The 25,657-nt window shown below is 70.8% G+C and carries 23 protein-coding genes and 2 pseudogenes; 14 read left to right on the plus strand and 11 right to left on the minus strand.

Annotation, left to right across the window (positions count from 1 at the left end):
- A partial coding sequence (locus tag SSOG_RS25690) for an AfsR/SARP family transcriptional regulator (protein ID WP_039938689.1) occupies window positions 1–520 on the minus strand: 520 nt, incomplete at its 3' end.
- 844 nt (window positions 521–1,364) lie between these two features.
- Between SSOG_RS25690 and SSOG_RS25695 the strand changes: the two genes are divergently transcribed.
- Together SSOG_RS25695 and SSOG_RS25700 are read left to right on the plus strand one after the other, a co-directional pair.
- Window positions 1,365–2,285 carry an alpha/beta fold hydrolase gene (locus tag SSOG_RS25695; RefSeq protein WP_009717171.1) on the plus strand — a complete coding sequence of 307 codons (921 nt, stop codon included), beginning with the start codon at window positions 1,365–1,367 and terminating at the stop codon, window positions 2,283–2,285.
- Between the two features lie 90 nt (window positions 2,286–2,375).
- A complete protein-coding gene (locus SSOG_RS25700) occupies window positions 2,376–3,158 on the plus strand; it encodes an SAM-dependent methyltransferase (protein ID WP_009717172.1) in 783 nt (260 codons plus the stop codon).
- A 1-nt stretch (window position 3,159) separates the two neighbouring features.
- Here SSOG_RS25700 and dnaE read toward each other — a convergent pair.
- Window positions 3,160–6,707: pseudogene (gene dnaE / locus SSOG_RS25705) on the minus strand (DNA polymerase III subunit alpha); the annotation flags it as partial.
- 1 nt (window position 6,708) lies between these two features.
- Entirely contained in the window at window positions 6,709–7,287 is a 579-nt protein-coding gene (locus SSOG_RS25710; RefSeq protein WP_039938691.1) for a TetR/AcrR family transcriptional regulator, read from the minus strand.
- A 114-nt stretch (window positions 7,288–7,401) separates the two neighbouring features.
- Between SSOG_RS25710 and SSOG_RS25715 the strand changes: the two genes are divergently transcribed.
- Both SSOG_RS25715 and SSOG_RS25720 read left to right on the plus strand, forming a co-directional pair.
- Window positions 7,402–8,490 carry an AI-2E family transporter gene (locus tag SSOG_RS25715; RefSeq protein WP_039938692.1) on the plus strand — a complete coding sequence of 363 codons (1,089 nt, stop codon included), beginning with the start codon at window positions 7,402–7,404 and terminating at the stop codon, window positions 8,488–8,490.
- Between the two features lie 110 nt (window positions 8,491–8,600).
- Window positions 8,601–9,248, plus strand: coding sequence for a DUF4232 domain-containing protein (locus SSOG_RS25720; protein WP_009717176.1), 648 nt, complete (start codon window positions 8,601–8,603; stop codon window positions 9,246–9,248).
- A gap of 27 nt (window positions 9,249–9,275) precedes the next feature.
- On the opposite strand, the gene SSOG_RS25725 is transcribed toward SSOG_RS25720, so the two are convergent.
- Window positions 9,276–10,295 carry a hypothetical protein gene (locus tag SSOG_RS25725; protein WP_009717177.1) on the minus strand — a complete coding sequence of 340 codons (1,020 nt, stop codon included), beginning with the start codon at window positions 10,293–10,295 and terminating at the stop codon, window positions 9,276–9,278.
- A 90-nt stretch (window positions 10,296–10,385) separates the two neighbouring features.
- Window positions 10,386–11,252, minus strand: a complete 867-nt coding sequence (locus tag SSOG_RS46900; RefSeq protein ID WP_050799966.1) for a YwqG family protein — start codon at window positions 11,250–11,252, stop codon at window positions 10,386–10,388.
- A gap of 303 nt (window positions 11,253–11,555) precedes the next feature.
- Here SSOG_RS46900 and SSOG_RS25735 point away from each other — a divergent pair, with 303 nt between their 5' ends.
- Window positions 11,556–12,386, plus strand: a complete 831-nt coding sequence (locus tag SSOG_RS25735; RefSeq protein ID WP_039938693.1) for a helix-turn-helix domain-containing protein — start codon at window positions 11,556–11,558, stop codon at window positions 12,384–12,386.
- A gap of 186 nt (window positions 12,387–12,572) precedes the next feature.
- Complete coding sequence (locus SSOG_RS25740) at window positions 12,573–13,655, plus strand: PLL family lectin (RefSeq protein ID WP_050799967.1); 1,083 nt, start codon at window positions 12,573–12,575, stop codon at window positions 13,653–13,655.
- A gap of 78 nt (window positions 13,656–13,733) precedes the next feature.
- Here SSOG_RS25740 and SSOG_RS25745 read toward each other — a convergent pair whose 3' ends face one another.
- Together SSOG_RS25745 and SSOG_RS48930 are read right to left on the minus strand one after the other, a co-directional pair.
- Window positions 13,734–14,141, minus strand: a complete 408-nt coding sequence (locus tag SSOG_RS25745; protein ID WP_106516458.1) for a hypothetical protein — start codon at window positions 14,139–14,141, stop codon at window positions 13,734–13,736.
- Between the two features lie 109 nt (window positions 14,142–14,250).
- Window positions 14,251–14,641: pseudogene (locus tag SSOG_RS48930) on the minus strand (MepB family protein).
- A 93-nt stretch (window positions 14,642–14,734) separates the two neighbouring features.
- Here SSOG_RS48930 and SSOG_RS25750 point away from each other — a divergent pair.
- Window positions 14,735–15,190: a VOC family protein gene (locus SSOG_RS25750; protein WP_009717183.1), complete on the plus strand. Its 456-nt coding sequence runs from the start codon at window positions 14,735–14,737 to the stop codon at window positions 15,188–15,190.
- Here the strand turns inward: SSOG_RS25750 and SSOG_RS25755 are convergent.
- The gene (locus tag SSOG_RS25755; protein WP_009717184.1) at window positions 15,181–16,095 is read right to left on the minus strand and encodes a sensor histidine kinase; all 915 of its coding nucleotides are present in this window, start codon (window positions 16,093–16,095) and stop codon (window positions 15,181–15,183) included. The two genes, SSOG_RS25750 and SSOG_RS25755, sit on opposite strands and share 10 nt — an antisense overlap.
- A gap of 264 nt (window positions 16,096–16,359) precedes the next feature.
- Here SSOG_RS25755 and SSOG_RS25760 point away from each other — a divergent pair, with 264 nt between their 5' ends.
- Window positions 16,360–17,202, plus strand: a complete 843-nt coding sequence (locus tag SSOG_RS25760; RefSeq protein ID WP_039938696.1) for an aldo/keto reductase — start codon at window positions 16,360–16,362, stop codon at window positions 17,200–17,202.
- 15 nt (window positions 17,203–17,217) lie between these two features.
- Here the strand turns inward: SSOG_RS25760 and SSOG_RS25765 are convergent, their stop codons facing one another.
- Window positions 17,218–17,817, minus strand: a complete 600-nt coding sequence (locus tag SSOG_RS25765) for a TetR/AcrR family transcriptional regulator (RefSeq protein ID WP_009717186.1) — start codon at window positions 17,815–17,817, stop codon at window positions 17,218–17,220.
- Between the two features lie 119 nt (window positions 17,818–17,936).
- Between SSOG_RS25765 and SSOG_RS25770 the strand changes: the two genes are divergently transcribed.
- Together SSOG_RS25770 and SSOG_RS25775 are read left to right on the plus strand one after the other, a co-directional pair.
- A complete protein-coding gene (locus SSOG_RS25770; protein ID WP_009717187.1) occupies window positions 17,937–18,956 on the plus strand; it encodes an aldo/keto reductase in 1,020 nt (339 codons plus the stop codon).
- A gap of 225 nt (window positions 18,957–19,181) precedes the next feature.
- Entirely contained in the window at window positions 19,182–19,577 is a 396-nt protein-coding gene (locus SSOG_RS25775) for a VOC family protein (protein WP_039938698.1), read from the plus strand.
- 28 nt (window positions 19,578–19,605) lie between these two features.
- Here SSOG_RS25775 and SSOG_RS25780 read toward each other — a convergent pair whose 3' ends face one another.
- Window positions 19,606–20,319 (minus strand): FadR/GntR family transcriptional regulator, encoded by a 714-nt coding sequence (locus tag SSOG_RS25780; protein WP_009717189.1) that lies wholly within the window; start codon window positions 20,317–20,319, stop codon window positions 19,606–19,608.
- A 179-nt stretch (window positions 20,320–20,498) separates the two neighbouring features.
- Here SSOG_RS25780 and SSOG_RS25785 point away from each other — a divergent pair, with 179 nt between their 5' ends.
- The 4 genes from SSOG_RS25785 to SSOG_RS25800 are packed head-to-tail and all read left to right on the plus strand — an operon-like array spanning window position 20,499 to window position 24,322.
- A complete protein-coding gene (locus SSOG_RS25785; protein WP_009717190.1) occupies window positions 20,499–21,014 on the plus strand; it encodes a gluconokinase in 516 nt (171 codons plus the stop codon).
- A gap of 27 nt (window positions 21,015–21,041) precedes the next feature.
- Entirely contained in the window at window positions 21,042–22,439 is a 1,398-nt protein-coding gene (locus SSOG_RS25790) for a GntT/GntP/DsdX family permease (protein WP_009717191.1), read from the plus strand.
- Between the two features lie 48 nt (window positions 22,440–22,487).
- On the plus strand, window positions 22,488–23,258 hold the full coding sequence (locus SSOG_RS25795) for a glucose 1-dehydrogenase (protein ID WP_009717192.1): 771 nt from the start codon (window positions 22,488–22,490) through the stop codon (window positions 23,256–23,258).
- A 32-nt stretch (window positions 23,259–23,290) separates the two neighbouring features.
- Window positions 23,291–24,322 carry an L-idonate 5-dehydrogenase gene (locus SSOG_RS25800; protein ID WP_009717193.1) on the plus strand — a complete coding sequence of 344 codons (1,032 nt, stop codon included), beginning with the start codon at window positions 23,291–23,293 and terminating at the stop codon, window positions 24,320–24,322.
- 326 nt (window positions 24,323–24,648) lie between these two features.
- On the opposite strand, the gene SSOG_RS25810 is transcribed toward SSOG_RS25800, so the two are convergent.
- Window positions 24,649–25,605 carry an AraC family transcriptional regulator gene (locus SSOG_RS25810; RefSeq protein ID WP_039938704.1) on the minus strand — a complete coding sequence of 319 codons (957 nt, stop codon included), beginning with the start codon at window positions 25,603–25,605 and terminating at the stop codon, window positions 24,649–24,651.
- Window positions 25,606–25,657: the final 52 nt, after the last annotated feature.

The following is a 25,657-nucleotide window of genomic DNA, read 5'->3' on the forward strand; positions in this document are numbered from 1 at the left end:
GCAGGGTCTCGGCGCGCTGCTCGACGGCCCGGAGCCGCAGTTCGGCCAGGCGGGAGCGTTCGCCACGGGCCCAGCCCGCCCGCTCGAACCCGGCGTACGCCGGACCGCGCCACAGCTCCAGCGCCTCCCCGAGCCGTGGCAGCGCCGCCGCGGGCGGCAGGTCCGCGGCGGTGGCGACGGCCGTCTCGAAGCGCCACGCGTCCACGGCGTCCGGCGCCGCCCGCAGCGCGTACCCGGGGCCCTCGGTGACCAGCAGCCGGGACCGGGCGCGCGGCGGGCGGTCGGGCTCCAGGGCGCGACGGAGGGCGCCGACGAAGGTCTGTACGGCGCCGACCGCTCCGGCCGGGGGCTCGTCCCACAGGTCCCCGACGAGCCGGGACACCGGTACGACCCGGCGGCGGGCCACGATCAGCCGCGCCAGCACGGCCCGGTGCCGCGGCCCCTTCAACGCGAGCGCGCCGCCGTCGCCCTCCGCCACCACCGGCCCGAGCACACCGAACGCGACCCGTTCCCACGTCACCGGGCCACCGTAACCGGGCCCGCCGCCCCACCCGCCACCGAGCGCCGCACCCCACCCGCCACCGTGCGCCCCGCTGGCCCCGCTGCGCTCAGCACCGTACGGCGGCGGCCCGGGCTGCGCCCCGCCCCCGCCCGGCCGGGCCCGAGGACCCGCGCCCGGCGGTACCTCCCGACGCCCGGCCTGCCACCGAGCGCCGCGCTCAGCACCGTACGGCGGGGGCCGGGGCTGCGCCCCGCCTCCGCCCGGCCGGGCCCGGCCCCGCGCCCGGCGGTACCTCCCGACGCCCTGCTCGCCACCTTGCGCCACCGAGCACAGCACCCTTGCGCCGCCTGGCACGGACCTTGCGCCGCCCGGCCCCCACTGAGCGCTGCACCGCGCCCGTCGCCGTGCGCTCCGGGCAGGACACCCCGGCCGCCCTGTTGGCCGCTGCCGCGCTCAGCACCGTACGGCGGGGGCCGGGCTGCGCCCCGACCCCGTCCGGCCGGGCCCGAGGACCTGCACCCGGCGGTACCTCCCGCCGCCCGGCCCGCCACCGAGCGCCGCACCGCGCCCGTCGCCGTGCGCCCCGGGCAGGATGCCCCGGCCGCCCTGCTGGCCGCCGCCGCGCTCAGCACCGTACGGCGGCGGCCCGGGCTGCGCCCCGCCTCCGCCCGGCCGGGCCCGAGGACCCCGCGCCCGGCGGTACCTCCCGACGCCGGCCTGCCACCTCGGGTCACCGAGCACGGTGCCCGGCACGCCATCTCGCGCCACCGCTGGCGGGCGCCATCCGGCCCGGCCCGATCGGCAAGGCGGCCGCCCCGCCCGTGCTGACCCGCTGCTGATTGGGGCGCGGCAGCCTCGTCCCATGCCTCAGCAGAACAGGTCACAGCACACCCCCGCCATCCCCGGCTTCGCCTACCACCGCATCCCCGCCGCCCACGACGGCACCACCCTCAACGTCGCCGTAGGCGGCACCGGCACCGGCAGCCCCGTCGTCCTGCTGCACGGCTTCCCGCAGACGCACCTGATGTGGCGGCACGTCGCGGCCGACCTGGCGGCCCACCACACCGTCATCTGCCCCGATCTGCGCGGCTACGGCGCGAGCGACAAACCGGCCGAGGCCGCCGACGGCGCCACGTACGCCAAGCGCACCATGGCCGCCGACATCGTGGCCGTGGCCCGGGCGCTGGGCCACGACCGGTTCGCCCTGGCCGGTCATGACCGCGGTGCCCTGGTCGCCTTCCGCGCCGGGCTCGACCACCCGGACGCCGTCACCCACCTCGCCGCCCTCGACGTGCTGCCGACGCTGGACATGTGGGAGGCGATGCACGGCACCACCGCGGCCGTCGGCTTCCACCTCTACCTGATGGCGCAGCCCCCCGGCCTGCCCGAGCGGATGATCGCCGCCGCGCCGGACGACTTCTTCGGCCACTTCCTCGACCTCTGGGGCACCGACCCCGCCGCGATCCCGGCCGCCGTCCGCGCCGCGTACCTGGACGCCTGCCGTGCCGCCGTGCCCTCGATCGTCGCCGACTACCGGGCCTCCGCCGGGATCGACGTCGCCCACGACCGGGCCGACCGGGAGGCGGGCCACCGGCTGCGGATGCCGGTCGCCGTCCTCCAGCAGGACTGGGGCGCCGCGCTCGGGTTCGACGCGGAGGCGCTGTGGCGTGCGTGGGCGCCCGATCTGCACCACGAGACCGTGGCGTACGGCCACTTCATGGCCGAGGAGGCGCCCGCCGACGTCGCGAAGGCGCTCCGCGCGCTTCTGGACCGCCCCTCCTGAGGCCGAAAAACCGAGCGTACAGGAAGTCAACTCCCACTAGCTGGCGGCAGATCACGTACGCACGGCCCCCACCCGTCAGGAGCCCGCTCCGTGTCCGATGATGTCGCGCAGCGCATCGACACCACCAAGCCGCACTCCGCCCGTTTCTGGAACTACTTCGTGGGCGGCAAGGACCACTACGAGGCGGACCGCGCGGTCGGCGACCAGATCAAGGAGATCTTCCCGGGTCTGGCCGACGTCGCCGTGTCCAGCCGTCACTTCCTCGCCCGGGCGGTCACCTGCCTGGCCGCGGAGCACGGCGTACGGCAGTTCCTGGACATCGGGACGGGGCTGCCGACCGCCGACAACACCCACCAGGTCGCGCAGCGCGTCGCGCCGGACGCGCGGATCGTGTACGTCGACAACGACCCGCTCGTCCTGGTGCACGCCCGCACCCTGCTGACCAGCACCCCCGAGGGCGCCACCGACTACCTCGACGCGGACCTGTACGCCCCGGACGCCGTCCTCGAGGCGGCGGCCCGGACGCTGGACCTCACCCGGCCGGTCGCGCTCGTGCTGCTGAACGTGCTCGGCCACGTCGCCGACCCCGCCGAGGTCCGTTCCCTGGTGGGCCGTCTGATGGCGGGGCTGCCGTCCGGCAGTTACCTGGTGATCGGCGATTCCACCGCCACCAGCGAGGGGATGATCGCGGCCTCGGCGGCGTACAACGCGAGCGGGGCGGTGCCGTATTACGTCCGTCCGGTCGACGAGATCGCGTCGTTCTTCGACGGGCTGGACGTGCTGGAGCCCGGCATCGTCCCGGTCACCCGGTGGCGGCCGGAAGCCGACACCGACGCGGTGGACGCGTACGGAGGCGTGGCCCGCAAGCCGTAAGCCCACTCAGGCACGCGTCACCGCCACCGCCGCCTTGAGGTCCGCCCAGAACCCCGGCTGGATACTCACGCGGTAGCCCAGCCGGTAGACGGTCGTCCGAACCGGCCCACGGACCCGTAGCCGCACCTCGCTGGGGCCCGGGTGGGCCTGGAGGATCTCCTTCAGCTGCTGGACGGACCGCGGTGTGACGTGCGCCGCGAGCATGTCGAGGCACAGCGGGGCATCGGCGGCGCTGAGGTCGGGCACGGCCAGCTCCATGGCCACCAGCCGGGGCACGTCCTCGCGCTTGTCGAGCCGTCCCTTGACGAAGACGATCGCGTCCTCCACGAGCCGGGTGGAGGCCAGCTGATACGTGGCGGGGAAGAACAGGCAGTCCAGCGAGCCCGCGAGGTCTTCCACGGTGGCGATGGCCCAGGCGTTGCCCTGTTTGGTCATCTTGCGCTGGAGGCCGGAGACGATGCCGCCGATGGTGACGATCGCGCCGTCGGCGTGCTCACCTCCCGTCAGCTGGGCGATGGCGGCGTCCGCCCTGTCGCTCAGCAGGTGCTCGACGCCGAAGAGCGGGTGGTCGGAGACGTACAGCCCGAGCATCTCCCGCTCCTGGGCGAGCAGATACGCCTTCTCCCACTCGTCGTCGGGGAACTCCACGTCGAGCCCGAGAGCGGGGGAGTCACCGTCGCCGGAACCATCGCCGTAACCGCCGCCGAAGAGGTCGAACTGCCCCTCGGCCTCCTTCCGCTTGACCGCCACCACGGTGTCGACCATCGGCTCGTACCGGGCGGTCAGCCCCTTGCGCGTATGCCCCAGCGCGTCGAACCCGCCCGCCTTGATCAAGGACTCGATCGTCCGCTTGTTGCATGCGACCGCCTCGACCTTGTCCAGGAAGTCGGGGAACGAGGCGTACCGCCCGGCGGCCCGGCGGCGGCGGATGATGGAGTCGACCACGTTCTGCCCGACATTGCGCACGGCGGTCAGGCCGAAGACGATCGTGTCGTCCCCGCGCGGCGTGAAGTCGGCCTCGGACTCGTTCACATCCGGGGGCAGCACCTTGATGCCCATCTTGCGGCACTCGTTGAGGTAGACGGCCGACTTGTCCTTGTCGTCACGTACGGAGGTCAGTAGCGCCGCCATGTACTCGGCCGGAAAGTTGGCCTTGAGGTACGCGGTCCAGTACGAGACGAGCGCGTACGCGGCCGCGTGCGCCTTGTTGTACGCGTAACCCGCGAACGGCACCAGCACGTCCCACACCGCCTGGACGGCGTCGTCCGAATAGCCGCGCGCCCGGCAGCCGTCCCGGAACGGGATGAACTCCTTGTCCAGCACCTCCTGCTTCTTCTTGCCCATCGCCCGGCGCAGCAGATCGGCCTGGCCGAGCGAGTACCCGGCGAGCACCTGGGCGGCCTTCTGCACCTGCTCCTGGTAGACGACCAGGCCGTACGTGATGTCGAGGACCTCCTTCAGCGCGTCCTCGACCCCCGGGTGGATGGGGGTGATCTCCTGCTGGCCGTTCTTCCGCAGCGCGTAGTTGATGTGCGAGTTCATGCCCATCGGGCCCGGCCGGTACAGGGCGGTGACGGCCGTGATGTCCTCGAAGTGGCTGGGCTTCATCAGGCGCAGCAGCGAGCGCATCGCGCTGCCGTCGAACTGGAAGACGCCGAGGGTGTCGCCGCGGCCGAGGAGCGCGAAGGTCGTGGGGTCGTCCAGCGGCAGGTCGAGCAGCTTCAGATCGATGCCCTTGTTGGCGCGCACCAACTTCACGGCGTCGTCCATGATGGTGAGGTTGCGCAGGCCGAGGAAGTCCATCTTCAGCAGGCCCAGCGACTCGCACGTCGGGTAGTCCCACTGCGTGATCGTCACCCCGTCGGTGTGCCGTACCCACACCGGGACGTGGTCCACGACCGGCTCGCTGGACATGATCACGCCCGCCGCGTGCACGCCCATCTGCCGCACCAGTCCCTCGACGCCCCGCGCGGTGTCGATGACCTTCTTCACGTCCGGGTCGCCCTCGTACATCGACCGGACCTCGCCCGCCTCGCCGTACCGCGGGTGCTCCGGGTCGGTGATCCCGGACAGCGGGATGCCCTTGCCGAAGACGTCGGCGGGCATGGCCTTGGTGATGCGGTCGCCCATCGCGTACGGGTAGCCCAGCACCCGCGCCGAGTCCTTGATCGCGTTCTTGGCCTTGATGGTGCCGTACGTACCGATCATCGCGACCTTGTCGGCGCCGTACTTCTCCGTGACGTACCGGATGACCTCACCGCGCCGACGCTCGTCGAAGTCGATGTCGACGTCCGGCATGGAGACGCGCTCGGGGTTCAGGAACCGCTCGAAGATCAGCCCGTGCTCGACCGGGTCGAGGTCGGTGATGCCCAGCGCGTACGAGACGATCGAGCCCGCCGCGGAGCCGCGCCCCGGGCCGACCGCGATGCCGTTGTTCTTGGCCCACATGATGAAGTCGGCGACCACCAGGAAGTACCCCGGGAAGCCCATCTGGATGATGACGTCCATCTCGTACGCGGCGAGCTTCTCCCGGTCCTCGGGAACGCCGCCGGGGAAGCGGCGCGCCATCCCCCTGCGGACCTCCTCCCGGAACCACGTCACCTCGGTGTACCCCTCGGGTACGTCGAAGCGCGGCATCAGGTCGCGCTTGGCGAACCAGCCGGTGACATCGACCTGTTCGGCCACCAGGAGGGTGTTGCGGCAGCCCTCCTGCCATGCGTCCGAGGAGTCGATCGCGTACATCTCGTCCGCCGACTTCAGGTAGTAGCCCGTGCCGTCGAAGCGGAAGCGGTCCGCGACAGCCAGGCTCTTCCCCGTCTGGATGCACAGCAGCGCGTCGTGCGCCTGCGACTCGTGCGCGTACGTGTAGTGCGAGTCGTTCGTCACCAGCGGCGGGATGCCCAGCTTCCGCCCGACCTCCAGCAGCCCGTCCCGGACCCGGCGCTCGATCTCGATGCCGTGGTCCATCAGCTCCAGGAAGTACCGGTCCCGGCCGAAGATGTCCTGGTACGCGGAGGCCGCCTTCAGCGCCTCGTCGAACTGCCCCAGCCGCAGCCGCGTCTGCACCTCACCCGACGGACACCCGGTCGACGCGATCAGCCCCGCGGCGTGCTCGGCGATGACCTCCTTGTCCATCCGCGGCCACTTCTGGAGCCAGCCGTGGGCGTACGCGTCCGACGACAGCCGGAACAGGTTGTGCAGCCCAGTCCGGTCCGCCGCCCAGATCGTCTTGTGGGTATAGCCGCCGGAGCCGGACACGTCGTCCCGCTTCTGGTGCGGCTGCCCCCACCGCACCTTGCGCTTGCTGCGCCGCGACTCCGGTGCCACGTAGGCCTCGATGCCGATGATCGGGGTGATCGCGGCGGCGGTGGCCTGCTGGAAGAAGTCGTACGCGCCGTGCAGATTGCCGTGGTCGGTCATGGCGATGTGCGACATGCCCATCTGCTGGCAGGCCTTGAACATGTCCTTCAGCCGCGCCGCACCGTCCAGCAGCGAGTACTGCGTGTGGACGTGCAGATGCGTGAAGGGTCGCGTGGCTGGCTGTGGCACGTCAGCCGTTGGACTCGTCGGGGTCGAGGTCCTCGGCGATCCTCCGCAGCCCCGCGGCCACCTCCCGCGCCGACGGGGCGTGTTCGGGATCGATCAGCCACTGCTGGGTCAGCCCGGCCACCAGCGCCATGTGCACGGACCCGACCGCGCGCGCGAGTTCCTTGTGCTCCGCGCTGTCGGTGGCGTCGATCCCGTGCAGATCCGCCGCCATCTCCGTACGGGACCGCTCGAAGGCTTCCGCGATCTGCTGACGGATCTCCGGGAAGCGCTCGGCCTGCGCGAGCGCCTCGGCGCTGGCCACCAGCAGCGGCCGGTCCGTGGCCTCGGACTCGACGACCCGCTCCCACATCGACTCGACCCGCCGCCCCGCCGCCGACTGGGCGCGGACCTTGTCGCCCCACTCCTGGAGCATCTCCAGAAGCGCGGCGTTGAGCAGCGCTTCCTTCGAGGCGTAGTGGTAGTTGATCGTGCCGAGCGGTGCGTTGGCGGCGGCGGCGATGTCGCGCGAGGTGGTGCGGGCGTATCCCCGCTCCTCCAGGCACTGCTTCGCCCCGGCCATGAGCTGTTCGCGGTGTCGCATGCGGGCAGCGTACCTCACTTCTGAACGGACGTTCAGGACGATCGTTCAGAATGGTTGCCCCCTAGTGCTCCTGGGCAGCAGCGATAGCGAAGCGTGAACGGGGTACGGTGTCCCATGCCTGCCACTTTCAGTTCCGCGAGAACCCGTGCCGCACTCCGCTCATCGGCGCGCATATCCGTCGATGTGCTCCTGGTCCTCGGGATGACCGCGGTGGCCCTGTGGTTTCTGGGTCAGATGTGGTCGATCGTCTGGCCGCTCATCATCGGCTTGCTGCTCACCACGCTGACCTGGCCCCTGACGCGCTTTCTCCGCGGGCACGGATGGCCTCCCGCCGTGGCCGCGTCGGCGGTGACCGTGCTGTTCCTCCTGGTCGCCACGGGCGTCGTGGCGCTGATCGCGGTCCCGGTGGCATCCCAGTCCGGCGAGTTGGTCGACGGCGTGACCCAAGGCATGCACAAGGTGCGCGAATGGGCCGCGGGGCCACCGCTGAACATCGACGACGCTCAGATCGCGCAGGCAACCGACAGCGCGGCCGCCCGCCTGCAAAAGAGTGCCAGCAGCATGGTCACCACTGTCGTCACGGGAGTGAACGCCGTGGTCGGTGGTCTGGTCACCGCCGTCCTGGCCCTCTTCCTGATGTTCTTCTTCCTCAAGGACGGCCCGCGGTTCCTGCCCTGGCTCGCTCGCCAACTGCCCGGTCGGCTCGCCACCGATGTCCCCACCGTGGCCGCGCGCGCCTGGGACACGCTCGGCGCGTTCGTGCGGTCCCAGGCGCTGGTGGGCCTGCTCGACGCCGTCTTCATCGGCCTCGGCCTGCTGATCCTGGGCGTACCGCTGGTGCTGCCGCTGGCGGTGCTGACCTTCGTATCCGCGTTCGTGCCGATCGTGGGCGCCCTGTTCGCGGGCTTTGTCGCGGTGCTCATCGCGATGGTGGCCAACGGCCCGATGGACGCGCTGATCACGCTGGCGATCATCGTGGTGGTGCAGCAGCTCGAGGGCAATGTGTTCCAGCCCATGATCCAAAGCCGCGGGCTCGGCCTGCACGCCGCGGTGATCCTGCTGGCGGTGACACTGGGCGCCAGCCTGGCCGGGGTCGTGGGCAGCCTGCTCGCCGTACCGGTCGCCGCGCTGATCGCGGTGATCTGGAACTACCTGCGCGAGCAGCTCAGCGACCCGCTACAGGAGCCGGAACACGCCGGTTAGCCGGGCGTTAGCGGGCGGCAGCGGAGCGGCAGCTTCACGGTAGCGGTCCCGACCAGAGTGGGTGACGTACCGAGGAAACGACGACACCAACTCTCCCGGGGGGACCCGAAATGAACGCCACCGCCACCGCCCGCACCGCTCGCCGCCGTACCCTGCGCGTCGCCGCCGCGACTCTCACCGCGGCCGCCGCCCTGACCCTGACCGCATGCAACGGCTCGGACACCGGCGGCGCGAAGACCTCCGGCAAGGCGGACTCGGCGGCCGCAGCGGACAGCAAGGGCGCGGGCTCGTCGGAGGTGCAGGGCAAGGCGGGGGGCGGGGCCAACCAGTCCGCCCCGCGCTGCGTCACCGACGGCCTGAAGGCGGCGTTCGCCACGGGCGAGGACGCGGTCCCGGACCCGAACGCGCAGGGCTCGACGACCACCAGCATCGTGCTCACCAACACCACCGGCACCAGCTGCAAGATCGGCGGCTTCCCGGGCGTGGACCTCAACACCGAGCACGGCAGCGCGGACTGGTCGCTCCAGCGCTCCTCGACCAAGTACAGCTCGATCATCCTGGGCCCGGGAGACAGCACCGACTTCACCATCAACCTCGCCCTTGCGGGGGACGACGACAAGGGCTCCTGGACGCCCGCCTACGCGGTCATCACCCCGCCGAACGAGACCAAGTCCATCACCCTGGACTGGCCCTGGGGCGGGCTCGTCGACCAGCGGAGCGCCACCCGCCCGGCCACCTTCGTGAACCCCATCGGCTGAGCCGAGCACGTCCGCTGCCCCGGTGTCTCACGCCGGGGCAGCGGCCTTGTTGCTCTCCTCCCGCTCCTCATGAGCGCGCAGCTCCCCGTGAAGACGGGCGAACACCGCGCACACCAGCGGCATGACCACCGGGGGCAGCAGGAGAAGGGCCACGGCCGTGGGCAGGATCTTCACCAGCACACCGGTCATCCACACGTTGTCGTCGTTGAGCCACAGCATGCCGAGTCCGACGGGGTGGTTGAGGGGCGCGGCCGCGTACCGGGCGAGCCAGAAGACGAGCACGGCGGCCACGGTGACCAGCGCCCCCATGCCGAGGGTGCGCCACCGCGCGCGGCGGGTCAGCACCCACGAGCGGTACAACGCCACGAACGGGGAACGGCGTTCCAGCACCGTTTCGGCGGTGGCCAGCGCCAGGCGGGCGTACAGCAGCGGGCTGAGACACCAGATGGCGATCGGCAGCACCCACCCCACCAGCGTGTACTGCCAGGACGCGGTTTCGCCCAGCGGCGTGGTCTCCACACCGGGCACCTTGTTGCCGTCCACGAGGCTGAACAGCACCAGGCCCGCCATCACCACGGCGCCCACGGCCAGCCCGGTCAGCACGTTGACCGCGAGCGCGGCGGGAAACCGCCGACGGGTACGCCGCCACACCTCGCGGACGGTCAGCGGTCCGCCGTCGCGCGTGGCATGGGAGTCCCCGACGGCGTACGCGGTGTGCAGGACGGTGACGACGAGGAGCCCCAGCACGAGCAACAGCACCAACACCACGAACCCGACCCTGACCAACGGGTCCAGGCCACCGTCGGCGTAGGCCACGTAGGAGTCCTCGTTGGCGATGTTGCGGTCCGCGTAGTCCCTGACTCTCTCGAAGGCGTCCCACGTCGCCGCGAATCCGCCGCCCACGACGGCGCAGCCGAGCACGGTGGTCAGGACGGACACGCCGAGGGTGAAGCCGTACAGCGCGCGACGGTAGCGCCTGACGACGCCGAGTGCCCCGCCGATGCCGCCGCCCGGCTGCTCGGTCGCCTGGTTTCCCTTATGTGCCATGACCTGCCCTGACCTTCGTACGAACTCCGTGGTGACGGCAGCCAAGACGACTGCCGGGCGCGCAGGGTTCCCGGGGACTAGCGGGCGGAGTTACTGGGTGAAGAAGGACGGCGGGTGGGTGGGGTCCTTCGTGCAGAGGAAGAGGCCCGCGTGGCTGCCGCGTCCCACCGTCATGCCGGTCGGCTCGCGTGCCGCGTTGAAGGCCGGGGTGCCCGGTTCGAGGTGGCGTTCCTCCAGCGGCCAGAACCGGTCCGGCTCGCGGCCGCCGTATGTGAACTCGTACGTATCGAACTGCATGAACAGCGCGAGCGGGCCCCCGCAGCCCCCGCACGTCAGCGAAAACGGCATGTCCGTCGTCGCCCAGCCCATACCGCCGCCGAGCTTGCAGCCGGGGATCAGCGACACGTCGTCGTACGCGTCCTCGTCCAGCCGTTCCCTGAGGCCGTCCGGCAGCTCCTCCGGCCAGGGGTACTCGACCACCCGCTCCGGACGCAGCACGCACGGGCGCGGCACCATGTCGCTGTCGTACTCCCAGTGTTCGGCGGGATCGGGCTGTTCGGTCAGCACCTCGCCGACGTCCGCGGCCCGCCGCCAGAACACCCGGCACGCCTGCCCCCACCCCTCCGGGTGCGGCTGGTCGTGCCAGTCGGGGCACCAGAGGACCTGGGCGAGGTCCGTCCCGGCGGGGAAGGCGATCTCGGGGAAGTCGGCGGCGGTGAGTTGAGCCACGGCGACGAGCGGATACGGGCCGAGCGGCCTGCCGTTGATGTCCTTGTGCTCGTCGCAAGATGGCCACGGCTCGGCACCCGGCCACCACAGCGGCCCGCCGATGTGACTGTCCCGCACACCGGGCTCACCCCGCCGGGGATGCAGCCGGACGGTGGTCCGGGCGTACGGGGCGATCTCGGGGAGGCTCTGGGCGAGGTCGACGGAGGGCGCGCCGGTGGTGAGAACCATCGGGGCAGTGTCGCAGCCGCCGTGCGCGGGCCGTCCCACCGGAGGCCGGGAACCCTGGACCCGGTGCGGCGCGCATCGGTGCGGCGGGCCATCAAAGACCAAGAACTGTGGGAAAGAACCAACCCAACCCATCCAAACCTCACACTAGTCACCCGGACGGGTGATTCCGCCCAACTCGGCTGGCGCGGGAGCGGATTGGCACGGCAGGCTCAGCCACAACAACCCCAGACATGCGACGGCCCCCGGCCGGGACTGGCATCCCGAGTCGAGGGCCTGACCACCGAAGGAAGAAGCACCTTCCCGATGGCTGAGCAGCACCCTAGCGCGCCTGCGCGCGCCCTATCTCTCGTTCGCCGATCCGTCGGCGGAGTCACTCATGTGAGGGAACGGCACCCGAACCGCTACACGATCGTCGGTAATCACCTCACCCAGCACCGCGAACTCTCCCTCACCGCGATCGGCCTCGCCGCGCACATCCAGTCGCTGCCGGACGGCGCGTCCGTCGACATCCGTACGCTGGCCGAGCGGTTCCCGGAGGGGCGGGACCGGATCGCCGCCGCGCTGCGGGAGTTGGAGGCGTACGGGTACCTCGAACGCGTCCGGGAGCGCACCCCGGACGGCCGGATGGTCACCCGTACGCTCGCGTACAACCACCCGGAGGGCACCCGCACCCGCCGCGCCCGCGAATCGCAACCCGTGGAGGCGGAGCAGCCCGTGCAGCCCGTACGCGAGCCGCAACCCGAGCCCGCGGCCCCCGAGCGCACCTACCCCTCCGCCGCGGCACTCCTCGCCACCTTCCGCCGCGACGACGACCGGTTACTGCTCTCGCAGCGCGACGTGCACCGCCTCGCCCCGGCCGTGGCCGCATGGCTGGAGCGGGGCGCCGCCCCCGACGCCGTACGTCGCACCCTGACCGCGAGCCTTCCGCCCGACCTCCGCCACCCTGCCGCGTTCCTGGCGCACCGCCTCACCGCGCTGCTCCCGCCGCCCCTCCCGGCGGCTCCCGCGCCCAGCCCCCGACCGGCGGTCGTACCCCTCCGGAACTGCAACGGCTGCGACCGCGCCTTCCGCTCGCCCACCCCCGGCGCCCGCTGCCGCGACTGCCGCCACGCCGCCGCACCTGTGGCCGCGTGATCGGTTCGCCCGGAGCGCGGAGAGGGCACATGGGGCGTATCGTCGTAAAAGGACTTTCGGAGGGGTGGTACCACCCTGCGCCGGAGCCTGAGCCTGAGCCCGGAGACGACCGCACCGCACCTCATCTGGCCAACCCCTGTTGCTATGCAGATGGTCACCACGTCACCAGAGAGGTCAGGGATTGCCATGGCTACGGTGAGCGTCCGGTACGTTTCCCCCTTCTCCTGGGTCAGTCTCAATGCGAACGATGAGCTGGAGGTGTTCGCCCGCGCTTCCGACGGCACCCTTCAGCACAACTGGCAGACGGCCCCGAGCCGCAACGAATGGTCGGGGTGGAACTCGCTCGGCATCAGCCTGGAAGGCGACCCGGTCGTGGCCACGAACCTCGATGCCAGGATGGAGGTTTTCGTCCGCACCTCGGACGGCAAGGTGCGGCACGCCTGGCAAACCACCCCCCACGGCGGCGAATGGTCGCGTTGGGGGCCGCTCCCCGGCAATCCGTCCGCGGCGGGCACCCCGACCGTCGCCAGGGATTTCGACGGCCGACTGGAGGTTTTCGTCCGTGCCACGGACGGCTCCGTCCAGCACATCTGGCAAACCGCCCCGAACAACGGGTGGAGAGACGACTGGAAAGTTCTCTGGGTCGACGACGTGTTGGGCGACGTGGCGGTCATCCAGGACTCCGATGGCCGACTGGAGGCATTCGTCCGCGGCTACGACGACGACCAGCACGGGGTGCTCACCGTTCTGCACGCTTATCAGCGTCCCCACGTCGACGGATGGGCCTTCGGTGACCTCGGCGGCACCCCGCAGGACGACCCGACGGCCGTCTTGAACACCTCCGGCCAGCAGGAGGTCTTCGTCCTCGGCCCGAGCGGTTCCATCGAGCACATCTGGCAGACCGAGCCCAGCAATGGATGGGCCCCGGGATGGCAATCGCTCGGCGGCGACAACCCGGTGGGCACCCCCGCCGTCGGTGTGAACACCGATGGCCGGCTGGACGTCTTCACCCGTCAGGAAGGCGGCGGCATCGAGCACAGATGGCAGACCAACCCCGCCCCCGACGGCAGGTGGTCGCCCCATTGGGCATCGCTCTACAACGGCGACCTGTTCGTGATCGGCGACCCGGTGGTCGCCTCGAACGCCGACGGCCGCCTGGAGGTCTTCGCCCTCTTCGGCGACGGCACCATCAGGTGCACCTGGCAGAACACCCCCGGTGACGACGCCGACTGGTCGGCCTGGCACTCGCTCGGCGTGCCCGGGGAGTAGTCCTCCGCGGTCCCCAGGGCCTGGTCCCACCGCTCACCGGCGGCGGGACCGGGCCCTGGATCCTCGCGGATCTACCTTTTAGTTCTTCTCGCACTTCTTGGTGTCCTTGCTGACACCCATGATCTCGTTGATGTGCCCGAACTTGTACGTCCCCTGGGACATTCCCTCGAAGCTGACGCACTTGTACCAGGGCGTCGCCCCGTCGTTCCAGAACTTGAAGGCGACCTTGGTCTTGAAGCCGCCCAGGCAGTGGTTGTTGTAGTACACCTTGGTGCTCGCGTAGCCGGTCTTCCAGGAGAAGTTGACCCGTGAATTGTTCTCATTGCACTTGACGCTGCCCTTGCCCGCCTTCGGCGGGGGGCCCTGTAGTGCGGCCGCGGTGGCGTCGGACGCCGTCGTAGGTGCCGCGAATGCCGGTGCGGACATCAGGCCGAAGGTGAGACCGGCGGCGGCGAGCATGCCTCCGGCCATGGTGAGCGTGCGCATTGATTCCCCCGTGGGAAGTCGCGTTTCAGATTGGTCGCGATCACTCAATGCTCTCGGGCCGGTGGGCGTCAACCCCTGGGCCACAACGGGGTGTTGGGGTCATCATTGCTCAACGGCCGTAGAGGACGCGGGCGCGCATCATATCGACAGAGCCGTCCCCTGTGAAATCCAAGAAGTACTTTGTCTGCGATGCCTGAGTTCTGCTCGCCTGGCGATTGGCCGTGGTCACCCACGGCGGATAGACGCGGAAGCCGCGCTTCCTGCTGGACGAAAAGGTCAATTCCGTACTCGGTCACGAACTGGCCGACCTTCGTCGGAGTGGTCTTGGCCACGCGAAACCGGACCGACAATCCGTCGATCGTGAACCCGTGAGCCGCGTACTCGGCACTTTCCGGTTCCGGCACCGGCTGTGAGCAACGAAAGCCGCTCGGGTCGTATGCCAGCTTTTTCGCCGCCAGCAAATCCTCGTGAAGTCCCGCCCACGGCTCATTTGTCACCATCCTCACATCCTGTCAGGGCCGTGTTCATCCGTGCCTATGGACATCCGTCCCGCCACTATGGAGGGAAACACCCGATGTGCCTGGAGGTCCTGCATGCACCATGACGGCTTTCCCGCCCCGGATTCCGGGCTCCTCCTCACCCACTTTCTGACGGTGGCCGACGTAGCCCGTTCTCGCGCCTTCTACGCCGACGTTCTCGGCGGTGAGGTGGTGCTCGAGGAAAATCCCTGCACCATCAAGCTCGCCAACGGATGGATCATCATGAACCCGGGCGGCGGCCCCACCCCGGACAAGCCGGACGTCACCCTGCGCCCGCCCACCGACCCGAGCACGGTCAGCAGCTTCCTCAACCTCCGCGTCGCCGACATCGAGGCATGTCACCGGGAGTGGAGTGCGAAGGGCGCCGAATTCCTCACGCCGCCCATCGATCGCAAGGCCGAGGTGCGGTGCTACTTGCGCGACCCGGACGGCTATCTCATCGAGGTCGGGCAGGCCACCGGCATGATGCACGGCGTCTACGCCGACCCGCCCGCCGGTGGTCATATGTAGAAGCGGATGGTCGTGCCCTCGGGGCCGGTGTGGACGCGGACGAGATCGGCGAGGTTGTTGACCGTCAACAGGCCCCGGCCTCCGGGCCTGTCGCGCTGTGGCGGGTGACGGCCTGCCAGCGAGTCCCGCAGCCATCCCCGGTCTCGCACCTCGCACACGATCTGTGTGCCGTCGCCCCAGACGGAGACGGTGCCCGAGCCACCACCGTGCCGCACGCTGTTGGTGGTCAGCTCGGTGACGGCAAGCGAGAAGTCGTTCCATCGCTCATCTGTCAGTCCGAGGCGCTCGGCCCACTCGACGGCGAGGTCCCGCGCGCCGGACAGATGGTAGACGTCGAACGCGAAGACGACGGCCCATGGCGGTGGCACGAGGAGTTCATTGAAGGCGGAGGCAGCGCCGTCGGCGTCGTAGGCCGTACTGCGCTCCGCCCTGCCGTCGACGACGACAACGGGATGTGTGGTGTACGCGTCGGCAAGCCATCCGGGGTTGAGTCGTGCGGCGTCGTAGGGGCACAGGATGGTGACGTTCCGACCGTGGAAGGCCCTGTTGATCAGTGCCTCGTGCTGGACACAGGCCGGATATTCGGCCGGGGTGCGGGCGGGCCAGATCGGCTCGCCGATGATCCGTACCCGCTTGGCGGGATGCGCGTCGGCGAACGCCCGCAGCACCTCGGGAATGATCCGCCCCGGGTTCCGCCCTGCCCGGCTCATATCGGTGAACCGCACCTGTTCGGCGCTCGCGCCCAGCTCCCTGCGCAGTGGCCTGAGGTTACTCGCGGGAACGGCGACCGCCACCGGCTCGCCCGCGGCCAGACCCTCCTCGATGAACGGGACCGTCCCGGCCACATACTCCTGGACGCCTCGGTAGAACAAGGCCGGATGGGCGAAAGGCTCAGACGCGTACATACGTCATCGCCTCGCCGGAGACGCGTAGCGCAGCCGCATGCGAGAGCGGGCGGATCTTCGATGCGCTCACTCTCTTTTCGGGGGCCGGCCGTGTGCCCGACCGGCCTGAGGCGCCCACGCTCTCACCTCCACCGGCCCCGACGCCGGAAGCGCCACTGTTTTCACGGTAGCGCGGTAAGGGGCGCCTACCAAGAGGCTCAGATGGGTGTCGGTGTCCGACCGCGCTGTTAGCGTGCTGACCCAACGGGAGTACGGGGGCAGCGGATGACATCGACGACCTTTCGCATCGGCGGCGAGCTGGAGGTGCGGCGGCTCGGGTTCGGGGCCATGCGCCTGGCGACCGAGCCCGGGCCCGACCGGCAGGCGTCCATCGCGGTCGCCCGGCGGGCCGTGGAGCTGGGGATCACGCTGATCGACACCGCGCATCTGTACGGCGGGGGAGCCAACGAGGAGCTGCTCGCCGAGGCGCTGTATCCGTACGCGGACGGGCTGCTCGTCACCACCAAGGTCGGCGTCGCGCGAACGGGCCCCGGCGGGGAGTGGAAGCTGGACGGGCGGCCGGAGGTGTTGCGGGACCAGGTGGAGCAGGCGTTGCGGCGCCTGCGCGTCGAGCGGATCGAGCTGCTTCAGCTGCACCGCATCGATCCGGACACGCCGCTCGCCGACCAGCTCGGCACGCTGCGGGACCTCCAGGTCGAGGGCAAGGTCGGCAGGATCGGGCTGTCCGAGGTCACCGTCACCGAACTCGACCAGGCGCGGGCGATCATCGACGTCGTGAGCGTGCAGAACCGCTACAACGTGCTCGACCGCGAGCACGAGCCGGTGCTCGCGGCGTGTGCGGCGGCGGGCATCGCGTTCCTGCCGTGGCGGCCCGTCGCGGCGGGGGCGTGGGACGAGACGTCCGAGGTCGCCGCCGTGGCGGCCGAGACCGGCGCCACGCCCACCCAGGTGTCCCTGGCCTGGCTCCTCGGCCATGCGCCGGTCGTCCTCCCGATCCCGGGCACCGCCCGGATCGACCACCTGGAGGAGAACTGGGCCGCGGCGGACCTCCAGCTGAGTCCGGACCAGCGGGATCGCCTCGACCGGGCAGGGGACGCGGCCGCGTAAAGCCCGTAAGGCCGCTCAGTGCGGGTGGCGCAACCCCGCGATGAGCAGTTCGACCAGGTGGCGCGGGTCGTAGCGCTCATCGCTGCCCGCGCCGATGCAGAGGTTTCCGACGCCGCGCATCACCTCGTACGGGTCCAGGCCCGAGCGGATCTCCCCGGCCGCGGTCGCGGCGTCGAACAGCTCGGTGCACACGGGCAGCAGGCGGTCGAGGAAGTACGTGTGCAGCGTGTCGAAGCCGGAGCTGTCGGACTGGAGCACGGCGGCGAGGCCGTGCTTGGTGACCAGGAAGTCGACGAAGAGGTTGATCCATTGCCCCAGCGCGGCGTGCGGGCTCGCGCTGGACGCCAGCAGGGCCGGTCCGGCCTCGGCGCACGCTTCGACCTGGTGCCGGTAGACGGCGATGATGAGGTCCGCCCGGGTGGGGAAGTGGCGGTAGATCGTGCCCATGCCGACGCCCGCCTCGGCCGCGATGTCGCGTACGGGCGCCTCCACGCCTGATCGGACGAAGACCGTGGCGGCCGCGTCGAGCAGCGTCTCCTTGTTGCGCCGGGCGTCCTTCCGCTTGGACGGGGCCGCGCGCCCCGCGCCGTCCTCGCCCTTGCCGCCGTCGTCCACCGTGCCGCTCCCTTCGCCATCGCGCTTGCTAAAACGGAACAGCGTTCCGTATTGTTCAAACGGAACGAGGTTCCGTTTGCTCATGATGTCAGCTCCACCCGTAATGGAGGAACACCGTCATGCTCTACCGCACCCTGGGCCGCACCGGCGTGCAGGTCAGCGCTCTCGCGCTCGGCGCGATGAACTTCGGCGCCATCGGGCGCACCACCCAGGGCGAGGCCACCGCCATCGTCGACGCCGCCCTCGAAGGCGGGATCAACGTCATCGACACCGCCGACATGTACGGCGGCGGCGAGTCGGAGGAGATGGTCGGCAAGGCCATCGCGGGCCGCCGCGACGACCTCGTACTGGCCACGAAGGCGGGCATGCCCATGGAGGACGCGCCCAACCACCGGGGCAGTTCGCGCCGTTGGCTGGTCACCGCGCTGGACAACAGCCTGCGCCGCCTCGGCGTCGACCATGTGGACCTCTACCAGATCCACCGGTGGGACCCGAACACCGGTGACGAGGAGACGCTGTCGGCCCTGACCGATCTTCAGCGCGCGGGCAAGATCCGGTACTTCGGCTCCTCCACCTTCCCCGCCTATCGCCTCGTACAGGCCCAGTGGGCCGCCCGCGAGCACCACCTGAGCCGTTACGTCACCGAGCAGCCCAGCTACTCGATCCTCCAGCGCGGCATCGAGGGGCACGTTCTGCCCGTGACCGAGCAGTACGGCCTCGGCGTGCTGGCGTGGAGCCCGCTGGCCTCGGGCTGGCTGTCGGGCGCGGTCCGCGCGGGCCGGTCCATCGCCACCAGCCGCTCGACGTTCATGCCGGAACGCTTCGACACCACGATCCCCGCCAACCGGGCCCGGCTCGAAGCCGTCGAGCAGCTGGCCGAGGTCGCCGACGACGCCGGTCTGACGATGATCCAGCTCGCGCTCGGCTTCGTCACCGCGCACCCCGCCGTCACCAGCGCCCTCATCGGCCCCCGCACCCTGGACCATCTGCACGCCCAACTCGCCGCCGCCGACACCGTTCTCTCCGCCGACGTACTCGACGCGATCGACGCCATCGTCGCCCCCGGCACCGATCTCGCCCCGCACGAGAAGTACGACACCCCGCCCGCGCTGCTGGACCCGTCCCTGCGCCGCCGCTGACGGCAACTCGGCGACATAGAAATGCTGTTGATGTTCCTGATGGCGACCGCTAGGTTCGGCCGGGTGACTGCCGGGTCGGCCCCTGAGGGCCATGCACGAGTGAGGCGCCCGGCCTCGGCGTGAGGCCGGGGCGGGCCAGGGCCCCGCCCATCCATCTCCGTGTTCTTCGTCCGCACCGCGAACACCGCGACCACCGCGACCACGACAACACCGGAGACCTCTCCCATGCCTCACACGCACGACATCCATCTGAACCACACCGCCGTCTACGCCTCGGACCGGCACTGGTCGGCCGAGTTCCTCGCCACGGTCCTGGACCTGGAGGTCGGCGCCCCGTTCGGCCCGTTCCTCCCCGTCGACCTCGGCAACGGCGTCACGCTCGACTACTACGAGAAGCGGGACGAGCCGATCCAGCCGCAGCACTACGCGTTCCTCGTCCCCGAGGAGCGCTTCGACGCCATGATCGCCCGGCTGGAGGCGGCCGGAGTCACCTACTACGCGGACCCCGGCCACACCGACCCCGGCCGCGTCAACACCCTCTTCGGCGGTCGCGGCGCGTACTTCGACGACCCGGACGGCCACAACATGGAGATCATGACCCGGCCCTACGTCCGGCCGTGATCCCCAAGGGCTGCGGAATCCCCCAGCGCTACGGCGCCAGGATGTCCAGCTCGCGCAGGGCGCCCCAGGTGATCTCCCGGGTGTAGCGCTCGGCGCGCTCCGCGTCCCGCGCGCGGACCGCTTCGGCGACCCGGACGTGGAGGGTGACCGCCTCCGGGTCCGGGTCGCTGAACATCACCCGGTGCTCGGTGCGGCCCGCCAGGACCTCGGCGACCACGTCGCCGAGCCGCGCGAACATCTCGTTGCCCGAGGCGCGCAGGATCGTCCGGTGGAAGGCGACGTCGTGGACGAGGTAGGCGGGGAGCTGCTGGCCGCGGGAGGTGGCGACCATGTTGAGGGCGTGCTCGGTCAGCTCGGCGCACTGGGCGGCGGTGGCCTGCCCGGCGGCCAGGGCGGCGGCGGCCGGTTCGATGGCCGAGCGCAGGGCGGTCAGGGAGCGCAGCTGGCGGGGGCGGTCGGGGCCCGCCAGCCGCCAGCGGATGACCTGCGAGTCGAAGACGTCCCACTCCTCCGGGGGGAGGACGGTCACGCCGACGCGGCGGCGGGAGCGGACCAGGTGCATGGACTCCAGGACGCGCACCGCCTCGCGGACCACGGTCCGTGAGACGTCGAAGCGCCGCTCCAGCTCATCGGTGCGCAGCACCGTCCCCGGCGGGTAGTCGCCCGCGGTGATCGCGGGCCCGAGGGACGCCAGCAGCCGAGCGTGCAGTCCCCGCCCCGTGGAGGGCCCCTGGTTGTCCATGGAGTCAGACTACGTGGCTGCCGCGCACGATTTAAGTATGACTTTTAAATCACGAACTCTTGAATACGTCGTATCAGTGGGGTTGAGTGTGCTGCCAGCGGTGCCGAGGTCGAGAACGACAGTCGTCGAGCGCGACGGACGAGGAAGTCAGCACCGGAGCAGACAGCGAGGTTTTCCACATGCATGCCCCCCTGGTCGTCGTCATGGGAGTGTCCGGCACGGGCAAGACCACGATCGGCCCCCTGCTGGCGGAGGCGCTCGGTGTGCCGTACGCCGAGGCCGACGACTTCCACCCGCCGGCCAATATCGCCAAGATGTCGGCCGGGACCCCGCTGGACGACGAGGACCGCAGGCCGTGGCTGGACGCCATCGGTGCCTGGGCCCATGATCACGTCGGTCACGGCGGCGTGGTCAGCTGCTCCGCGCTCAAGCGGATCTACCGGGACCGGCTGCGTGCCGCCGAGCCCGGGGTCGTCTTCCTGCACCTGACCGGTGAGCGCGAGCTGATCGCCGACCGGATGCAGGAGCGCAAGGGCCACTTCTTCTCCGGCGAGATGCTCGATTCGCAGCTCGCCACCCTGGAGCCGCTCCAGCCGGATGAGCACGGCGTCGCCGTGGACATCGCGCCGGGCCCCGAGACCATCACCGAGCGGGCTGTCGCCGCACTGCGGCAGCGGCAGCCCGGACACCAGTAGCTTCACGCTTCACGTTAGGAACCCTCCGTGACCAGACTCAGCGTCGAGATGCTGGCAGCGGACACCGTCGACCCGATCACGTCGGCCGGTCACGCACAGCTGGGCATAGCCGTCCTCGTCGGCATAGCCGTTCTCGTCCTGCTCATCACCAAGTCCAAGCTGCACGCGTTTCTGTCGCTGACGATCGGCTCGCTGGCCCTCGGCGCCGTCGCGGGGGCGCCGCTCGACAAGGTCATCACCAGTTTCTCGGGCGGCCTCGGCGACACGGTGGCGGGCGTCGGCGTGCTGATCGCCCTCGGCGCGATCCTCGGCAAGCTGCTCGCCGACTCCGGTGGCGCCGACCAGATCGTGGACACGATCCTCGCCAAGGCGAGTACCCGGACGATGCCCTGGGCGATGGTGCTCATCGCGGGGATCATCGGCCTGCCGCTCTTCTTCGAGGTCGGCATGGTGCTGATGATTCCGGTGGTGCTGCTGGTCGCCAAGCGCGGCAACCTCTCCCTGATGCGGATCGGCATACCGGCGCTCGCGGGTCTGTCCGTGATGCACGGCCTGGTGCCGCCGCACCCCGGCCCGCTCGCCGCGATCGACGCGGTCCACGCCGACCTGGGCGTCACCCTGGCGCTCGGCGTCCTCATAGCGATACCGACCGCCATCATCGCGGGCCCGGTCTTCTCGCGCGTCGCCGACCGCTGGGTCGACGTCACCCCGCCGGACCGGCTGATGCCGACGCGTCCCTCGGAGGACCTGGAGCGGCGGCCCGGTTTCGCCGCGACCGTGGGCACCGTGCTGCTGCCGGTCGTGCTGATGCTCATCAAGGCGCTGGTCGACATCGCCGTGGACGACCCGGAGAACACCACCCAGCGGATCGCCGACGTCATCGGCAACCCCCTGGTCGCGCTGCTGGCGGCGGTGATCGTGGGCATGGTCACCCTCGGCCGCGCGGCAGGCTTCACCCGGGACCGCATCGCCACCACCGTGGAGACCTCGCTCGCCCCGATCGCCGGAATCCTGCTGATCGTCGCGGCGGGCGGTGGCTTCAAGCAGACGCTCATCGACATCGGCGTCGGCAACATGATCATGGACATCTCGAAGGAGTGGAACGTCTCGGCGCTGCTGCTCGCCTGGCTGATCGCGGTCGCGATCCGGCTGGCGACCGGCTCGGCGACCGTGGCCACGATCTCCGCGGCCGGGCTGATGGGGCCGCTCACCGCCGACATGTCCACCACACACGTGGCCCTGCTGGTGCTGGCCATCGGCGCCGGATCCCTCTTCTTCAGCCATGTCAACGACGCGGGATTCTGGCTGGTCAAGGAGTACTTCGGGATGAGCGTGGGGCAGACGGTGCGGACCTGGTCCGTGATGGAGACGATCATCTCGGTCGTCGCGCTCGGCTTCGTCCTGCTGCTGTCACTGGTGATCTAGCGCCGAGCCGGCACCGGGGATTTTGAGAACCGAGAGGGTACGAACGCCATGACGACACATCCGCTCTTCGACATCACGGGCCGCACCGCCCTGGTCACCGGCTCCAGCCGCGGCATCGGCCACGCGCTGGCCCGTGGCCTGGTGGAGGCGGGCTGCACGGTGGTCCTCAACGGCCGCGACCAGCAGGCCCTGGACAAGGCCGCGGCCGAACTCGGCGGCGCGGAGGCGGGCGTGCACACCGCCGCCTTCGACGTCACCGACGGCCCGGCCGTCGCCGCCGGGATCGCCGACGTGGAGGAGCGGGTCGGCCCGCTCGACATCCTGGTCAACAACGCCGGGATGCAGAATCGCGCACCGCTGCTGGAGTTCACCGACGAAGCCTGGCGGCAGATCGTGGACACCAACCTGACCAGCGCGTTCCTGGTGGGCCGGGAGACCGCGCGGCGCATGACCGAACGCGGTCACGGCAAGATCGTCAACATCTGCTCGCTCCAGAGCGAGGTGGTACGCCCCGGCATCGCCCCCTACTCGGCGACCAAGGGCGCGCTGAAGATGCTCACCAAGGGCATGTGCGCCGACTGGGGCCAGTACGGCATCCAGGTCAACGGCGTCGGCCCCGGCTACATCGAGACCGAGCTGACCCGGCCGCTCGTCGAGGACGAGAAGTTCAGCACCTGGGTGCGCGGCCGGACCCCGGCGGGCCGCTGGGGCCGCACCGAGGACCTGATCGGGGCGCTGCTCTACCTCGCCTCGCCCGCCGCCGACTTCGTCAGCGGACAGGTGCTGTACGTCGACGGCGGCATGACGAGCGTTCTGTGAACCCCGAGCAAGCGAACGAGGAGGCTGGGCGGATGGTGCTGGGCTGTGTGATCCATGGACAGGGCGACCTGCGGGTCGACGAACTCCCCGAACCGGAGGTGGCGCCCGGACAGGCGCTGGTGGCGATCCGCTACGGCGGGATCTGCGGGTCGGATCTCCACTACCACCAGCACGGTGGCGTGGGCGACTTCCGGCTGAAGCAGCCCATGGTGCTGGGGCACGAGGTCGTCGGCACGGTCGTGTCGTACGGCGAGGGCGCGAGCGGGCCCGCGCCCGGCACCCCGGTCGCCGTGCACCCGGCGACGCCGTGCGGGGTGTGCCCCGAATGCGTCGGCGGCCGCGCCAACATCTGCCGGGACACCCGCTACCTGGGCAGCGCGGCGCGCTTCCCCCACGTACAGGGCGGGTTCGCGTCCCGTATCGCCGTCCCTGCCGGGCAGCTGCGGGTCCTGCCCGAGGGGCTGGAGCCGCGCCGGGCCGCGCTCGCCGAACCGCTGTCCGTCGCCCTGCACGCGGTGCGCCGCGCGGGCGATCTGAAGGGCCGCAACGTACTGATCACCGGCTCCGGGCCGATCGGCTGCCTCGCCATCGCCGCCGCCAGGGCGGCGGGCGCCGCGTCCATCACGGCGACCGATGTGCTGCCCAAGGCCCTGGAGTTCGCGGCGGCGGCCGGTGCGACGGCGTGCGTACGGGCCGACGACCCGGACGACCCGAACTGGCCCTCCGACGAGGTGGACGTCGCGATCGAGGCATCGGGCGTGGCCGCCGGGCTCGACACCTGTCTGCACCGGGTGCGGCGCGGCGGGGTGATCGTCCAGCTCGGCATGCTGCCGCCGGGGCAGAGCCCGTTCGCCGGAAACCTGCTGGTCGCCCGCGAGATCGACCTGCGCGGCGCGTTCCGCTTCCACGAGGAGTTCGACGACGCGCTGCGGCTGCTGGCGACGGAGCCGTCGTTCGACGCGCTGATCAGCGGGGTGCGGCCGGTGCGGGAGGCCAAGGAGGCGTTCGCCCAGGCGGCCGACCGCCGCGAGTCCTGCAAGGTCCTGCTGGACTTCGAGGCCTGACCGTTCGATCACTGTGCGTCCGTCGCCCCTGGTACCGCACCGGGGCGGCGGACGCCGCGGCGTGACGGCGACCAGACCCAGTACACCGGCAACGCCCGCAGCGCCACGTACCGCTGGTTCACCGCCCCGGCCGCCCGCGAGCGGTACCACCCCGACGACCACGACGACAACAGCTGCACCAACGTCGCCCTGCTGCGCGCGTCCGCCACCCGCGACGGCCCACCCCGGGCACGGAAAGCCACGAGAAACACGCCCTGCTCACGGTGCTGGGCACCGACCACTTCGCCGCCGACCCGGGGCGACGCGCCCCGCGGCACCCGGAGCGGTCATGTCCGGTCGCGGTGGCGTTGTGGGCTGATCCCGCGTGCGCGCTTGAAAGCGGTGCTGAGCGCGAACGCGCTGCCGTACCCCACTTGACGGGCTACGGAGTCGATCGTGGCGTCCGACTCCCTGAGGAGATCGGCGGCCAGGTCGATGCGCCACCCGGCGAGGTATGCCATGGGTGGCATGCCGATGAGGCCGGTGAAGCGGCGGGCCAGCGTCGCTCGGGACACCCCGGTCCGCGCGGCGAGCGCGGCCACCGTCCAGGGGTGGTCCGGGTGGCCGTGGATGAGCCGCAGGACGGTGCCGACCACGGGATCCCCGTTGGCCCGGTACCAGGCCGGCGTTTCGGCACCGGGCCGGGAGAACCATGCGCGGAGGCTTGCGACCAGCAAGAGATCCAGAAATCGATCGAGCACGAGATCCTGGCCCGGCTCGTCGCGCACGGTCTCCTCGGCGAGCAGTGACACCAGCGCCGATTCGCCGTGGGCGGCCCTGGGGACGACCAGCAGCGGCGGCAACGCGCCGAGCAGGTGCGCGGCGATCTCGCCCCGTCCCCGGTACTTGCCGATCAGCAGCACCGAGGAACCGTCCGCGCCGTCGTCGCACGTGCGCAGGCCGTTGACCCAGGTGCGCACGCCCGTGTCCGCGACCTCGGGCAGCTCCGTACCGGCCGAGGTCGTCCGCCGGGGGCCGGGCTGAACGACCACCTGGACCGGTGTGCGGGGACTGTCGGCGAAGGTGAACGCGTCCGGGCCACGCGTGATCGCGATATCGCCCGCTTCCAGTCGCACCGCGTCGCCGGTGCTGGGCACGGCCCAGGGCATCCCCCGCAGGACGGCCACCACGCTGAGCGGTGCCCTGTCCCGCACTTCCACCGACCAGGGCGGGTTCTGGACGGTCCGCAGCACGAACGCGCCCCTGGCCCTCACTCCGCCCAACAAGATCGACAAAGGGTCCACCGGCGCAGTGTAAGACGCACGATGATGGACCTGCGAGCCTCGACCATGGCCC

It is taken from the genome of Streptomyces himastatinicus ATCC 53653 (assembly GCF_000158915.1).
Lineage (GTDB): Bacteria > Actinomycetota > Actinomycetes > Streptomycetales > Streptomycetaceae > Streptomyces > Streptomyces himastatinicus.

Coding starts and splice junctions, on each gene's coding strand:
- SSOG_RS25695 (WP_009717171.1), top strand. CDS start 1,365: ATGCCTCAGCAGAACAGGTCACAGCACACCCCCGCCATCCCCGGCTTC.
- SSOG_RS25710 (WP_039938691.1), bottom strand. CDS start 7,287: ATGCGACACCGCGAACAGCTCATGGCCGGGGCGAAGCAGTGCCTGGAG.
- SSOG_RS25715 (WP_039938692.1), top strand. CDS start 7,402: ATGCCTGCCACTTTCAGTTCCGCGAGAACCCGTGCCGCACTCCGCTCA.
- SSOG_RS25720 (WP_009717176.1), top strand. CDS start 8,601: ATGAACGCCACCGCCACCGCCCGCACCGCTCGCCGCCGTACCCTGCGC.
- SSOG_RS25725 (WP_009717177.1), bottom strand. CDS start 10,295: ATGGCACATAAGGGAAACCAGGCGACCGAGCAGCCGGGCGGCGGCATC.
- SSOG_RS46900 (WP_050799966.1), bottom strand. CDS start 11,252: ATGGTTCTCACCACCGGCGCGCCCTCCGTCGACCTCGCCCAGAGCCTC.
- SSOG_RS25735 (WP_039938693.1), top strand. CDS start 11,556: ATGGCTGAGCAGCACCCTAGCGCGCCTGCGCGCGCCCTATCTCTCGTT.
- SSOG_RS25740 (WP_050799967.1), top strand. CDS start 12,573: ATGGCTACGGTGAGCGTCCGGTACGTTTCCCCCTTCTCCTGGGTCAGT.
- SSOG_RS25745 (WP_106516458.1), bottom strand. CDS start 14,141: ATGCGCACGCTCACCATGGCCGGAGGCATGCTCGCCGCCGCCGGTCTC.
- SSOG_RS25750 (WP_009717183.1), top strand. CDS start 14,735: ATGCACCATGACGGCTTTCCCGCCCCGGATTCCGGGCTCCTCCTCACC.
- SSOG_RS25755 (WP_009717184.1), bottom strand. CDS start 16,095: ATGTACGCGTCTGAGCCTTTCGCCCATCCGGCCTTGTTCTACCGAGGC.
- SSOG_RS25760 (WP_039938696.1), top strand. CDS start 16,360: ATGACATCGACGACCTTTCGCATCGGCGGCGAGCTGGAGGTGCGGCGG.
- SSOG_RS25770 (WP_009717187.1), top strand. CDS start 17,937: ATGCTCTACCGCACCCTGGGCCGCACCGGCGTGCAGGTCAGCGCTCTC.
- SSOG_RS25775 (WP_039938698.1), top strand. CDS start 19,182: ATGCCTCACACGCACGACATCCATCTGAACCACACCGCCGTCTACGCC.
- SSOG_RS25780 (WP_009717189.1), bottom strand. CDS start 20,319: ATGGACAACCAGGGGCCCTCCACGGGGCGGGGACTGCACGCTCGGCTG.
- SSOG_RS25785 (WP_009717190.1), top strand. CDS start 20,499: ATGCATGCCCCCCTGGTCGTCGTCATGGGAGTGTCCGGCACGGGCAAG.
- SSOG_RS25795 (WP_009717192.1), top strand. CDS start 22,488: ATGACGACACATCCGCTCTTCGACATCACGGGCCGCACCGCCCTGGTC.
- SSOG_RS25800 (WP_009717193.1), top strand. CDS start 23,291: ATGGTGCTGGGCTGTGTGATCCATGGACAGGGCGACCTGCGGGTCGAC.